Source organism: Pseudomonas sp. PSPC3-2 (genome assembly GCF_049897085.1).
Lineage (GTDB): Bacteria > Pseudomonadota > Gammaproteobacteria > Pseudomonadales > Pseudomonadaceae > Aquipseudomonas > Aquipseudomonas paraveronii.
The window spans coordinates 51,843-64,876 of record NZ_JAFCVO010000017.1 but is presented as its reverse complement, the minus strand read 5'-3'; the positions used below and the strand labels follow the sequence as shown (position 1 = coordinate 64,876).

The window sequence follows — 13,034 nt, the reverse complement described above, 5'->3', positions numbered from 1 at the left end:
GATTAACAAAAATCAATAATTATTGGGTCGTGCATAAGTAAAGACTTATAGTTGGCCGATTGAACGCGACCGAGGGGTTTTAAAAAATGCGTAAGTCATTGATGAGGCTGACATTACGTCAACTTCAGATTTTCAATGAGGTGTGTGATTTGCGCTCCTACAGCCGTGCGGCTGAGGAAATGTCCCTCACCCAACCGGCCGTTAGCCTACAAATTCGCCAGTTGGAAGAGCTGATCGGCCAGCCACTGTTCGATTACGTCGGCAAGAAGCTCTACATGACCGAGGCGGCCGAAGCCCTGCAACGGGCCAGCCGTGATATTTTCGGGCGCCTGGAAAACCTCGATATGCAGTTGTCGGACATGCAAGGCTCGCTGCAGGGTCAGTTGAAACTGGCGGTGGAATCCAGCGCCAAGTACTTCGTGCCGCACCTGTTTGCCGCGTTCAAGCGCCTGCATCCTGAGGTGCAGTTGCATCTGACGGTGGTCAACCGCGCCCAAGTGATCCGCCGACTGTCGGACAACCGTGATGACCTGGTGATCATGTCCATGGTGCCCCAGGACATGGGCCTCGAATTCCTGCCGTTCCTCAACAATCCGATTGTCGCCGTGGCGCCGCCCGACCACCCCTTGAGCCTGCAGGGGCCGCTGCGCCTGAAAGACCTGGAGCCTTACACGCTGCTGCTGCGCGAACCGGGCTCCGGCACGCGGCTGGCGTGCGAGGAATACTTCAAGGAAAAACGCGTGCACTTCACCCAGACGGTGGAAGTCGCCTCCGCCGAGGCGCAGCGTGAGTGCGTAGTGGCCGGGTTGGGCGTGGCCTTGTTGACGCGCCACGCCCTGAACCTGGAACTGGCCACCGGCGGGCTCAAGGAGCTGCCGGTGGAAGAGCTGCCGCTGTACCGCAGTTGGTGCCTGGTGCAGGCCAAGGCCAAGCGCCTGTCACCGGTGGCCCATGCGTTCCTGGGCTTTATCCGCAGCGAGCGGGTGCAGATCAGCGTGCTGGCTGAGCGCTTCGCTGGGCAGCCGCGGGTGCCTGCCAGTGCAGTTCCGGGTAGTCCGTGATGCTTTGCAGCAATTGGCGTTGATCACAGCGGTCTTCGATTGCGCGACGGAACGCCATGCGGCGCTGGTCTTCCTGCTGACGACGGGTCTTGACGGAGCTGTTGCTATCTTCGTAGGGCCGGGCCATTTGGAGTCTCCCAATGCGAGTGCGGGGAGTTCAGGATGGGCGTGGGGGATGACGGTTTGGCGGCGCGGGGATGACAGGACGATGAATCTTCTGGGCAGGCAAGAAATGCAAATGTGGGAGGGAGCTTGCTCCACACCACCGAACCTAATGTGGGAGGGGGCTTGCCCCCGATGGCGGTGGTTCAGTCAAAGCATTCAGTGACTGACACTCCGCCATCGGGAGCAAGCCCCCTCCCACATTTGGATCGCTGTATGGCGCTTAGTCGTCGAGGGCTTTAACGGACTTGGGCGAGAGACGCAGGCTGCGCAAGCTACGCTTCACGCTCTTGAGGTGGTTGACCAGGCTCGGCCCGCGCGCCATGGCCACGCCCATCGCCAGCACGTCGATCACCACCAGGTGGGCGATGCGCGAGGTCAACGGGGTGTAGATTTCGGTGTCTTCGTGAACATCGATCGCCAGGTTGATAGTGGACAGTTCCGCCAACGGCGTCTGGCTCGGGCACAGGGTGATCAGCGTGGCGCCGCTTTCACGCACCAGGTTGGCGGTGATCAGCAAGTCTTTGGAGCGGCCGGACTGGGAGATACAGATGGCTACGTCGGTCGGCTTCAACGTCACGGCCGACATCGCCTGCATGTGCGGGTCGCTGTAGGCCGCCGCCGTCAGCAGCAGTCGGAAGAACTTGTGCTGGGCATCGGCCGCAACCGCACCCGACGCACCAAAACCGTAGAACTCGACACGCTGGGCCTGGGACATCGCCGTCACCGCCTTCTGCAGCTCCACCGGGTCGAGCTTCTCGCGCACTTCCATCAGGGTGTGCAGCGTGGTGTCGAAGATCTTGAGGCTGTAGTCAGCGACAGAATCGTCTTCGTGAATCGCAAACTGACCGAAGCTCGCGCCGGCGGCCAGGCTTTGGGCCAGTTTGAGTTTCAGGTCCTGGAAGCCGGAACAACCGATGGCGCGGCAGAAGCGCACGATGGTCGGCTCACTGATGCCCACGCTGTGGGCCAGGTCAGCCATGGAACTGTGCATTACGGCCGCAGGGTCAAGCAGCACGTGGTCGGCAACCTTGAGTTCCGATTTGCGTAACAGGTGGCGCGACTGGGCGATATGTTGCAACAGGTTCAAAGGACAGGACTCTTGTTGTTGGCCAATGCCAGGGATGTAGCAAGTTTGTAGTTATACTACAAGAATTGCCGTTTTGCCCGTCCGATGCATCACTAAATCGCCCTGCTGCCCTTTGAATCTAAGGGCAGCCAAGTTGTAGCCACAAAGGCTGAAGGCACGTCCCTAGGAAAAATCTGCATTTTTTCGTAACAACTCTGCCAGCCCTTCGGCCGCCATCGGCCGACTGATCAAGTAGCCCTGCACCTCGTCGCAATGCTCCCCACGCAGGAAATCCAACTGCTGCTGATCTTCCACCCCTTCAGCCACCACCTTGAGCGCCAAACCGTGGGCCATGGCGATGATCGCGCGGGTAATGGCCGCGTCTTCCCGCCCCTGGCCGAGGCCGCGGATAAAGGTCTGGTCGATCTTCACGTAGTCCACGGGGATGCGCTTGAGGTAACTGAGAGACGAGTAGCCGGTACCGAAATCGTCGATGGCCAACTTCACCCCCAGGTCGCGCAGTTGCTGGAAGGTGGCGATAATGTGCTCGACACTGTCGAGCAACTGGCTTTCGGTCAGCTCAAGCTCAAGGTATTGCGGGTCCAAGCCGGTTTCTTCCAGCACCTGGCGGACCAGGCTGACCAGCTTGCCTTGACGCAGTTGATGCACCGACAGGTTCACCGACACGCGTATCGGCGCCAGCCCCTGACGCTGCCACTCACAGGCCTGCCAGCAGGCCTGGCGCAGGACGAACTCGCCCAACGGCACGATCAGCCCGGTTTCTTCGGCCAGGCCGATGAAGTCGCCTGGCGGCACCATGCCCCACTGCGGATGCTCCCAACGAATCAACGCCTCGGCGGCGTTCAGCTTGCCGGTGGCCAAACACAATTTCGGTTGGTAGAACACCGACAACTGATGCTCGTCGAGGGCCTTGCGCAACTGGTTTTCCAGCTGCAAACGCTCCAGGGTGCTGGCTTGCAGGCTGTCGGTGTAGAACTGGAAATTATTCCCGCCCAGGTGTTTGGCGTGTTGCATGGCCATGTTCGCCTGGCTGACCAACGCCGAAATTTCCCGCGCATTATCCGGGAGCAGGCTGACACCCATCGAGGCGCTGACCACCAATTCATGCCCGTCCACCGCCACCGGCACGCGCAACTTGGCCAGCAGGCGCGTGGCCACGCGCGCCAGGCTTGAGAGGTTGCCGTAGGCATCGAAGAGCACAGCGAACTCATCCCCGGACAAACGCGCAATGGTGTCGGCTTCGGGCAAGGCGTTGATCAGTCGGCGCGCCATTTTTTGCAACAATTGGTCGGCGACGTCATGGCCCAGGCTGTCGTTGAGCAACTTGAAACGGTCGAGGTTGATATGCAGCAACGCCAGACTGCGCCCGCCTTGCCGCACCCGCTGGTGCGCTTCGCGCAGCCGTTCACGAAACAGCGAGCGGTTGGCCAGGCCGGTCAACTCGTCATAGTGCGTGAGGTAGCGCATACGCTCCTCGGATTCACGCCGCGCCGATAAATCGGCGAAGAAGCCCACGATATGGCTGACGTTTCCTCGAATATCGCGCACCACGTTCAGTTGCAGCCACTGCGGGTACAGCTCGCCATTCTTGCGGGTCTCTACCAACTCGCCCTGCCAGGTGCCGTGACTGAGCAGCGCCTGGCGGATGACCGGGAAATGCCGCCGGGCATCGCGGCTGCACGGCAACTCCACCACATTGCGTCCGAGCATGTCGTCGATATCAAAGCCGGTGACCCGACTGAAGGCCTGGTTGACGGCGATCAGCGCGTAGTCCGGGTCCAGAATCACAATACCTTCGCTGGCCGCTTCGAATACGGTCGAGGCCAAGCGTTGCTGTTCTTCCAACACTTTGCTCGCGCTGATGTCGCGGCGCGTGCCAAGCATGCGGGTCACGCGACCGCTGCGCGAACGCTCCACGGCGCGGCCACGGTCTTCGATCCACACCCAATGGCCATCGCCATGGCGCACCCGGTATTCCACCTGATAATCCTCGCTGCGGCCCTTGAGGTGCTCCACCAGCGCACGCTTGAGCAGCGGCAAGTCGTCGGGATGCAGGCGCGGCTTGAGGTGGCTGAGCATCGCCGTGACGTACTCGGGCTCCAGGCCGAACAGCTCCTTGAGCTGGGTGTGGTGGACTTCATCGGTTTGCAGGTTCCAGTCCCACAGGCCCAATTCGCTGGCTTGCAGCGCCATCGCCAGGCGCGCTTCGCTTTTATTCAGCGCCAGGCTGGCGGCGTCCAACTCCTGGCTGCGTTGCGCCACGCGGTCCTGCAGGCCGATTTGCGCTTCACGCAGTTCCTGCTCAACCTGGCGGCGCTGCTCGACTTCGCGCACCAGGTCCTGATTCAACTGTTCACTGCGCTGCTGCGCCTGTTGCAAATGCTCGATCAGCGCCTGGTTTTGAAAGCGCCGCAACAGCCCGTGCTGGATCAGGCGATTGACCTGCCACGCCACCACACTCAAAGACCCCAGCAGGATCAGGCCGAGCACCCCCCACCCCTGTTGTTGCTCGGCGCCGTTCCAGAAGAGATAGACGATGGCCGGCACCAGGCACGGCAGCGCGAATGACAGGAACGCCGACAGGCTCACCGCATAGGCGACGCTGGCGGACAACGTCGCCGCGCCGATCAGGCCGAACACCCAAGCCTGCTGCATAAAGCTGTCCGCTGGCACCAGGGCAATGGCGGCGGTGGCCAGGGTCAGGCCGCTGACCGCTGAGCCGAGCATGAACATGCGCCGCCAGATCGGTTGGGCCTGGCGGCTGGGCATCGCCGAGTCAAAGGCGGCCACCTGGATCACGCGCAACGCCACCAGCGCCAGCAGCCAGACCAGCCAGATGCTGTCGAGCAGGTAGTGTTTGGGGTTCCAGATCAACCAGGCGCAGACCAGGCCGTTGACCAGCATCAATAAGGTCGGCAGCAGCGAACCCTGGTAGAGCAGGCGCGTGCGTTCGACCGCCATCTCGGTAGCGTAGTGTTTTCGGATAACCTGCGCGGGCGCCGCCGTGGGGCCAAACAGGTCGGTGCTAAGGGTCATAGGCGGTGTTCTTATAATGGTGAGCCCGAAACGTCGACGGAGCATACACAAGCAAGCGCCTGGGCCAAACTGCTGCGCGTCATAAAAACCACCGGGGCGTGCCACGCAAACCTCGGGGCCAGACAGCTTGAGCGAGGCGCTGCGCGGCCTGCGGCCCATGACCGACCGGTCATCAGCGCCGCCAGAATGCCCACCCGTCCAGGATTGCCATGGATGTTTTCCGTCGACCACCCGGCATTGGGATTTGCCCCACTCCCCCGCGGGCCATAGAATGCGCCGATGCGCGATGATCTCTCCCTTTTGCTGAACTCCCTCAACGATGCCCAACGCCAGGCCGTAGCGGCCCCCGTTGGCCGTCAGTTGGTCCTGGCCGGTGCTGGCTCCGGTAAAACCCGAGTGCTGGTGCACCGTATCGCCTGGTTGATCCAGGTCGAGAACGCGTCCCCGCATTCCATCTTGTCGGTGACCTTCACCAATAAGGCCGCTGCCGAGATGCGCCACCGCATCGAGCAGTTGATGGGCATCAGCCCGGCCGGCATGTGGGTGGGCACCTTCCACGGCCTGGCGCACCGCCTGTTGCGGGCGCATTGGCAGGAAGCGGGCCTCGCCCAGACCTTCCAGATCCTCGACAGCGATGACCAGCAACGCCTGGTCAAGCGCGTGATCCGCGAGCTGGGCCTCGACGAACAGCGTTGGCCGGCGCGCCAGGCCCAGTGGTTCATCAACGGCCAGAAAGACGAAGGCCTGCGCCCGCAACATATCCAGGCCAGCGGCGATTTGTTCCTGGCCACCATGCGCAGCATTTATGAAGCCTACGAGGCCGCCTGCGCGCGCGCCGGCGTGATCGACTTCTCCGAGTTGCTGCTGCGCGCCCTCGACCTGTGGCGCGATAACCCCGGCCTGCTGGCCCATTACCAGAAACGCTTCCGGCATATCTTGGTGGACGAGTTCCAGGACACCAACGCCGTGCAGTACGCCTGGTTGCGCCTGTTAGCCAAGGGCGGCGACAGCCTGATGGTGGTGGGCGACGACGACCAGTCGATCTACGGCTGGCGCGGCGCGAAAATCGAGAACATCTACCAGTATTCCGAAGACTTCCCGGACGCGGTCACCATCCGCCTGGAGCAGAACTACCGCTCCACCGCCGGTATCCTCAAGGCCGCCAACGCCTTGATCGCCAATAACACCGGGCGCCTGGGCAAAGAGCTGTGGACCGACGGCGGCGAAGGCGAAGCGATCAACCTGTACGCGGCGTTCAACGAGCACGACGAAGCGCGCTACGTGGTGGAAACCATCGAAAGCGCATTGAAAACCGGCCTGGCCCGCAGCGACATCGCGATTCTGTACCGTTCCAACGCCCAATCGCGGGTGCTGGAAGAAGCCTTGCTGCGCGAGCGCATCCCGTACCGCATTTACGGCGGCCAGCGCTTCTTCGAGCGCGCCGAAATCAAGAACGCCATGGCCTACCTGCGTTTGCTGGAAGGCCGTGGCAACGATGCGGCGCTGGAGCGGGTGATCAATATCCCGGCCCGTGGCATCGGCGAAAAAACCGTTGAAGCGATTCGCGACCATGCCCGCCATGCCGATGTGTCGATGTGGGAAGCCATGCGCTTGCTGATCGCCAACAAAGGCCTGACCGGCCGTGCCGCCGGGGCGTTGGGGGTGTTTGTCGAGCTGATCGAAAACCTGACGGCCAAGTGCGCAGAAATGCCCCTGCATTTGATGACCCAGACCGTGATCGAGCAGTCCGGGCTGATTGCCTATCACGAAGCGGAAAAAGGCGAGAAAGGCCAGGCCCGGGTCGAAAACCTTGAGGAACTGGTCAGCGCCGCCCGCGCATTTGAAAACACCGAGGCCGATGAAGAGCTGACCCCGCTCGCCGCGTTCCTCGGCCATGCGTCGCTGGAAGCCGGCGATACCCAGGCCGATGAGCATGAAGACAGCATCCAACTGATGACCTTGCACAGCGCCAAGGGCCTGGAGTTTCCTTACGTGTTCCTGGTGGGCATGGAAGAAGGCCTGTTCCCCCACAAGATGAGCCTGGAAGAGCCCGGCCGCCTTGAGGAAGAACGCCGCCTGGCCTACGTGGGCATTACCCGGGCGATGCAGAACCTGGTGATGACCTACGCCGAGACCCGCCGCCTGTACGGGAGTGAGACCTACAACAAGGTGTCGCGCTTCGTGCGTGAAGTGCCGAAGGGTCTGATCCAGGAAGTGCGCCTGTCCAACAGCGTCAGCCGCCCGTTCGGCGGCGGCCAGCAGCAAAACTCCAGCAGCATGTTTGCAGGTTCCGAGATCCCGGAAACCCCGTTCAGCCTTGGCCAGTTGGTCAAACACGCGATCTTCGGTGAAGGGGTGATCCTCAACTTCGAAGGCGCCGGCGCCCAGGCACGGGTGCAGGTAAACTTTGCCGAGGGCAGCAAGTGGCTGATGATGGGTTACGCGAAACTCGAAGCCGTCTGAAACACTTTTAAACATGAAGGTTATTGGCCCGCCCTTGTTTTTAAGGCGGGCGGGCCAATATCTGTAACAAGTCCTACAGACCATTCTGGATCGGTCTTACGCAAAAGCCCGAAACATTATGTCGCTAGCCACTGTCACCACACCTGTGCAACATGGCGCGCGTGCAATCCACAAATGGGAATTCCCTTTATGAAACGTTTTCTTAGCATCGCCATGGCGTTGTGCATCGGCCTGACGATGAGCCTCGACGCCAACGCCAAGCGCTTCGGTGGCGGCAAAAGCATGGGCTCGGCACCGACTCACCAGACCAGCCAAATGGCCCCATCCGCCGGTGTCGGCGGTGCTGCCGCCACTGCAGGCGCGGCCGGTGCCGCTGGCGCTGCGGCCAAGGCCGGCGGTGCTTCGCGTTGGTTGGGCCCGCTGGCCGGTATCGCCGCCGGTGGCTTGCTCGCCTCCATGTTCATGGGCGGCGGCTTCCAGGGCATGCAGATCTTCGACATCCTGATCATGGCGGTCATCGCCTTCCTGATCTTCCGTTTTATCGCCGCCCGTCGTCGCAAGCAGCAAGAGCACATGGCTCCAGCCGGCGCGCCGATGCAGCGTGAAGTGTTCGAGCAAAAGCCAGCCGCGGGTTCGATCTTCGGTGGTTCGGCAGCGCCTGCCGCCGCCCGTCCGGTGATCAATGCACCGGCCTGGTTCAACGAAGAACGTTTCGTCGAAGCGGCCCGCAGCCACTTCCAGTCCCTGCAGCAGCACTGGGACGCCAACGAAATGGACAAGATCGCCGAGTTCGTGACCCCGCAACTGCTGGAGTTCCTCAAGCGCGAACGCGCCGACCTGGGCGATGCGTTCCAGTCGACCTACATCGACGACCTGCGCGTACAGTTGGAAGGTGTGGATGATCGCGCCGACAAGACCATCGCCACCCTGACGTTCAGCGGCGTGTCGAAAACCTCGCGTTTCGACCAGGGCGAAGTGTTCAGCGAAAGCTGGAACATGGAACGTCCTCAAGGCGAGAACCAGCCTTGGCTGGTCGCCGGTATCCGCCAGAACGGCTGATGCCCGCGCTTGAGCAAGCCGTAAGCAAAACCCCGGACATGTTCCGGGGTTTTCTATTTCACGGTTGCACTTATAGCGAGCTACTGTATAAAACGCCCCTATAAACCGCGCCATTTAGCACGAGGATCCCGGCCGTGGAAGAAGTTATCGAACAATTGCGTGAAGCCAACGAACCGGTTCCGGTTCCTCTGGAACTGCCTGACGAAGACCAACTGGTGGAAATCGAAGAACAGCTGTTCATCGACATCCCGTTTGTCTTCCGCGAATTCCTGCTAACCGTCAGCGACGTGGTGTACGGCAGCCTGGAGCCGGTAACCGTCACCGACCCGCAGTCCCACACCTACCTGCCGGATGTGGCGGCCAACGCCTGGGATGCAGGCGTTGACCGCAGCATGATCCCAATCTGCCAGGACGGCGACGACTACTACTGCGTCGAAGAAGACGGCACCGTGGTGCTGTGGTCCGGCGAAGAAGAACTCGTCACCGAAGAAACCTGGGAATCGGTGTGGCACTGGGCACGGGACGTCTGGCTGGAAAGCTGATCCCCGCACTGCGAACTTGTTGTGGCGAGCGAGCTTGCTCGCGCTGGGCTGCGAAGCAGCCCCCGTCCTCAATCCTTGTGGTTATCCAGGGTCTCCAGCAAGGCGACCTGCATCCGCGTATGCACGCGGATGAACCACCGCCAGAGCACCGCCGCCACCGCCGCCGCGACCACGGCGATCAGCACCAGCAACTTGTTGGTCGGCAGAATGCTGGCCGACAAGGCGGCCAATAGCAGGAAGATCACCAGCAGCGACAAAATCGGAATCACCTCGGCGATCACCCGACGCACGCGCTGGGTATGCCGCCCGGCCATTTCCGGCTTGACGCTCATCTCCGCCAGCAGCATCGACAGCGCCTTGAGCTTGCGGTACGCCGCAATCAGGAACGGCAGCGACAACAGCAACGCCGCGCCCCAGATCAACGCCTTCTGCCAGCTCGGATCGCTGATCCAGCCCTCCAGATACCCGCCGATACGCAGCGCGAAGTAGCTGCCGGTAAAGAAGATCGCCACCACCAACGCCAGGTTCACCCCCACTTGCAGCACGATTTTGCGGATCATCGACGCCAGCAGTGCCCCTTCGCCCTGGGGCTGAATACTGCGCAGCCATTCGCCATAGAGGCCGAATACCCGGCTCATGCGCTTAGGCATCACGGCGGCAATCTTCAACGACAACGGGTCGGCGCCGCGAATCAGGTACGGGGTGAGCAACGTGGTGATCGCCGACACCGCCACTGCGACTGGATAGAGGAAGTCACTGGTCACCTGCAAGGTCATCCCCAGCGCAGCGATGATGAAGGAAAACTCACCAATCTGTGACAGCCCCATCCCTACGCGCAGCGATGTGCGCCCGTCGTTGCCGGCGATAAATGCCCCCAGGCCGCAGGACAACATCTTGCCCAGCACCACGGCCACGCTGATCACCGCGATCGGCCAGGCGTATTGCATCAGGATCTGCGGGTCGATCATCAAGCCAATGGCGACAAAGAAGATCGCGCTGAACATGTCGCGAACCGGTTCGATCAGGCGCTCGATCTTAATCAACTGGCGCGATTCGGCCATGATCGCGCCGATCAGGAACGCCCCCAGCACCATGCTGTATTCCAGCTTGACCACCAACAGGCAAAAGCCGAAACACAGGCCCAGCACGGTGATCAGCAGCATTTCATTACTGTCGAACTTGGCCACGTAGGCCAGCAAGCGCGGCACCAGCAAAATCCCGATGACCAGCGCGACGATCATGAACAGCGAGAGCTTGCCGACCGTGGAGAACACCTCGCCGGAGCTGACCGTGCCACTGACGGCGATGCTCGACAGCAAGGCAATGATGCCGATGCCGAGGATGTCCTCGACGATCAACACGCCGAAAATCAGTTGGGCGAAGCGCTGGTCTTTCAGCTTCAGGTCGTTGAGCGCCTTGACGATGATGGTGGTCGAGGAGATCGCCAGGATCGCGCCGAGGAACAGCGCGTCCATGGTGTTCCAGTCGAACCAGCGGCCGATCTCGTAGCCGATCCAGATCATCAGGACGATTTCCAGGAAGGCCGCGATAAACGCCGTGGCGCCCACCTTGAACAGCTTGCGCAGGCTGAACTCCAGGCCCAGGCAGAACATCAGGAAGATCACCCCCAGCTCGGCGAGGGTCTTGATCGTGTCTTCATCGTGGATCAGGCCGAACGGCGGGGTGTGGGGGCCGATGATGAAGCCGGCGACGATGTAACCGAGCACCACCGGCTGCTTGAGGCGATGAAACAGGATAGTCACGACCCCGGCCACCAACATGATCACAGCCAGATCCTGGATAAAGCTGATGGCGTGCATGGCGAGGGGCTCCTTGAGGGTACTGGCGCTTTTCCCACGTCCCCCGCGCCTTTGAAACTTCGCAAAGAGCGGAAGGAAAAGTCTGCCTTTATCGTAAGAAATGCCCCGAGAAGGACTTTTGAAGGTTAACACCACCACTTCCGCCGCAAAGCCGGTGCAATATATGGAAACAGATCGCTGCAGGCGTGACGGCAAGCCGCCCACCGGCGTCCCGTAAGGGAGGGCGCTGCAAAGACCCCAGCACCCGCAGAGGTGCCACCCCACCCAATGCCTAACCCGTGAGTGAGCTATGGAACCCGGAAACGCCCAACTGTCGATGACGGTATTGATGACCCCTGATATGGCCAACTTCTCCGGCAATGTCCACGGCGGCACCCTGCTCAAGTACCTCGACGAAGTGGCCTACGCCTGCGCGAGCCGTTATGCCGGGCGTTATGTGGTGACATTGTCGGTGGACCAGGTGATTTTTCGCGAACCGATCCACGTTGGCGAGCTGGTGACCTTCCTCGCGTCGGTCAACTACACCGGCCACACCTCGATGGAGGTGGGCATCAAGGTGGTGACCGAGAACATCCGCGAGCGCTCCGTGCGCCATACCAACAGCTGCTTCTTCACCATGGTGGCCGTGGACGACCAGCGCAAACCCGCCGCCGTGCCGCAACTGCAACCGCACAACAGCGAAGACCGCCGCCGGTTTGCGCAGGCGCAGCAACGCCGGCAGATTCGCCAGGAGCTGGAAAAGCGCTACCAGGAAATCAAAGCCGACGCGCTGTAAGTCCCGGACTGTAAACCCAATCAAAATGTGGGAGGGGGCTTGCCCCCGATAGCGGTGTGTCAGTTGGCAAATTAGCTGGCTGAACCACCGCCATCGGCAGCAAGCCCCCTCCCAGATTCGGTTTTGTGTAATTACAGGTCGATCGGCGTGGCTTCGAAGCGCACACGGGGATGGGCAATACGATCCTGGGCACGTACCAGCTCCAGTTCATAGCTGGCGCAGGCCTGGGTTTCCAACAACACTTCATGCACCGCCGCTGCGGTGAACTCGAAAGCAGCCAGCAGGCTGTCGCCCAACAACACCCGCGCCAGGAACAACCCCGACGTCAGGTCGCCCACGCCCACCGGCTGCCGGGGAAACGCCAGCAGCGGCCGACGCAGGTGCCAGCAGCCGTCGGCCGTCACCAGCAGCATTTCAAAGCCATCCGGCAACTTACCCGGGTAATCCAGGTGCTTGACCAGCACGGCCTTGGGCCCGCGTGCCAGCAAGGCTTTGGCCATGCCCAGGCAGTCGAACAGCGATTGCGGCTTGCGTCCGGCGAAGCTGTCCAGTTCCAACTGGTTGGGGCACAGGAAGTCGGCCATGGCGGCGGCTTCGTCGAGCAGAAAATCACTGACTTCCTGCGGCACGATGCAGCCCTTTTCCGGATGGCCCATCACCGGGTCGCACAGGTACAAAGCCTTGGGATTGATCGCCTTGATGCGCGCAACGCCGGTGAGGATCGCCCGGCCTTGGGCCGCGCTGCCCAGGTAGCCGGAGAGTATGGCGTCGCAATTGCCCAATTCACCGATGGCCGCAATACCTTCCACCAGCGCTGGAATCTGCTGCGGCGCTAACACTTCACCCGCCCACTGGCCATACTGGGTGTGGTTGGAAAATTGCACCGTGTTGAGCGGCCACACGTTCACCCCGACCCGCTGCATGGGGAAAACGGCGGCGCTGTTTCCGGCGTGGCCAAAGACCACATGAGACTGGATCGCAAGCAGATGAGGTGTGCGTTTCATGCGGGAGATTTCCGTAAAACCA

10 protein-coding genes are annotated in these 13,034 nt (G+C 61.5%); 5 read left to right on the top strand and 5 right to left on the bottom strand.

From position 1 onward, the window contains the following. Window positions 1-86: 86 nt before the first annotated feature. Complete coding sequence (locus ACP7CJ_RS23435) at window positions 87-1,061, top strand: LysR family transcriptional regulator (protein ID WP_276195524.1); 975 nt, start codon at window positions 87-89, stop codon at window positions 1,059-1,061. Here ACP7CJ_RS23435 and ACP7CJ_RS23430 read toward each other — a convergent pair. The 3 genes from ACP7CJ_RS23430 to ACP7CJ_RS23420 all read right to left on the bottom strand — a co-directional run bounded on the left by ACP7CJ_RS23430 (window position 991) and on the right by ACP7CJ_RS23420 (window position 5,349). Beyond that, window positions 991-1,188, bottom strand: coding sequence for a PA3496 family putative envelope integrity protein (locus ACP7CJ_RS23430; RefSeq protein ID WP_079444958.1), 198 nt, complete (start codon window positions 1,186-1,188; stop codon window positions 991-993). The two genes, ACP7CJ_RS23435 and ACP7CJ_RS23430, sit on opposite strands and share 71 nt — an antisense overlap. Window positions 1,189-1,446: 258 nt before the next feature. Then, window positions 1,447-2,313, bottom strand: a complete 867-nt coding sequence (gene hexR / locus ACP7CJ_RS23425) for a transcriptional regulator HexR (protein ID WP_426102212.1) — start codon at window positions 2,311-2,313, stop codon at window positions 1,447-1,449. Window positions 2,314-2,475: 162 nt separating this feature from the next. Next, entirely contained in the window at window positions 2,476-5,349 is a 2,874-nt protein-coding gene (locus tag ACP7CJ_RS23420; protein WP_426102214.1) for an EAL domain-containing protein, read from the bottom strand. Window positions 5,350-5,628: 279 nt separating this feature from the next. On the opposite strand from ACP7CJ_RS23420, the gene uvrD reads away from it, so the two are divergent. The 3 genes from uvrD (at window position 5,629) to ACP7CJ_RS23405 (ending at window position 9,413) form a co-directional block, all read left to right on the top strand. Beyond that, a complete protein-coding gene (gene uvrD, locus ACP7CJ_RS23415) occupies window positions 5,629-7,812 on the top strand; it encodes a DNA helicase II (RefSeq protein ID WP_247405109.1) in 2,184 nt (727 codons plus the stop codon). Window positions 7,813-8,001: 189 nt separating this feature from the next. Next, window positions 8,002-8,871 (top strand): Tim44 domain-containing protein, encoded by an 870-nt coding sequence (locus ACP7CJ_RS23410; RefSeq protein WP_276195528.1) that lies wholly within the window; start codon window positions 8,002-8,004, stop codon window positions 8,869-8,871. A gap of 134 nt (window positions 8,872-9,005) precedes the next feature. Further along, window positions 9,006-9,413 carry an SMI1/KNR4 family protein gene (locus ACP7CJ_RS23405; RefSeq protein WP_003213456.1) on the top strand — a complete coding sequence of 136 codons (408 nt, stop codon included), beginning with the start codon at window positions 9,006-9,008 and terminating at the stop codon, window positions 9,411-9,413. Between the two features lie 68 nt (window positions 9,414-9,481). Here the strand turns inward: ACP7CJ_RS23405 and ACP7CJ_RS23400 are convergent, their stop codons facing one another. After that, the gene (locus ACP7CJ_RS23400) at window positions 9,482-11,233 is read right to left on the bottom strand and encodes a cation:proton antiporter (RefSeq protein ID WP_426102216.1); all 1,752 of its coding nucleotides are present in this window, start codon (window positions 11,231-11,233) and stop codon (window positions 9,482-9,484) included. 289 nt (window positions 11,234-11,522) lie between these two features. Here ACP7CJ_RS23400 and ACP7CJ_RS23395 point away from each other — a divergent pair, with 289 nt between their 5' ends. Next, complete coding sequence (locus tag ACP7CJ_RS23395; RefSeq protein ID WP_017850038.1) at window positions 11,523-12,008, top strand: acyl-CoA thioesterase; 486 nt, start codon at window positions 11,523-11,525, stop codon at window positions 12,006-12,008. Window positions 12,009-12,139: 131 nt separating this feature from the next. Here the strand turns inward: ACP7CJ_RS23395 and pdxY are convergent, their stop codons facing one another. Beyond that, the gene (gene pdxY, locus ACP7CJ_RS23390) at window positions 12,140-13,012 is read right to left on the bottom strand and encodes a pyridoxal kinase PdxY (protein ID WP_247402955.1); all 873 of its coding nucleotides are present in this window, start codon (window positions 13,010-13,012) and stop codon (window positions 12,140-12,142) included. Between the last annotated feature and the right edge of the window lie 22 nt (window positions 13,013-13,034).

Coding starts and splice junctions, on each gene's coding strand:
- ACP7CJ_RS23435 (WP_276195524.1), top strand. CDS start 87: ATGCGTAAGTCATTGATGAGGCTGACATTACGTCAACTTCAGATTTTC.
- ACP7CJ_RS23430 (WP_079444958.1), bottom strand. CDS start 1,188: ATGGCCCGGCCCTACGAAGATAGCAACAGCTCCGTCAAGACCCGTCGT.
- ACP7CJ_RS23400 (WP_426102216.1), bottom strand. CDS start 11,233: ATGCACGCCATCAGCTTTATCCAGGATCTGGCTGTGATCATGTTGGTG.
- ACP7CJ_RS23395 (WP_017850038.1), top strand. CDS start 11,523: ATGGAACCCGGAAACGCCCAACTGTCGATGACGGTATTGATGACCCCT.
- uvrD (WP_247405109.1), top strand. CDS start 5,629: ATGCGCGATGATCTCTCCCTTTTGCTGAACTCCCTCAACGATGCCCAA.
- ACP7CJ_RS23410 (WP_276195528.1), top strand. CDS start 8,002: ATGAAACGTTTTCTTAGCATCGCCATGGCGTTGTGCATCGGCCTGACG.
- ACP7CJ_RS23420 (WP_426102214.1), bottom strand. CDS start 5,349: ATGACCCTTAGCACCGACCTGTTTGGCCCCACGGCGGCGCCCGCGCAG.
- pdxY (WP_247402955.1), bottom strand. CDS start 13,012: ATGAAACGCACACCTCATCTGCTTGCGATCCAGTCTCATGTGGTCTTT.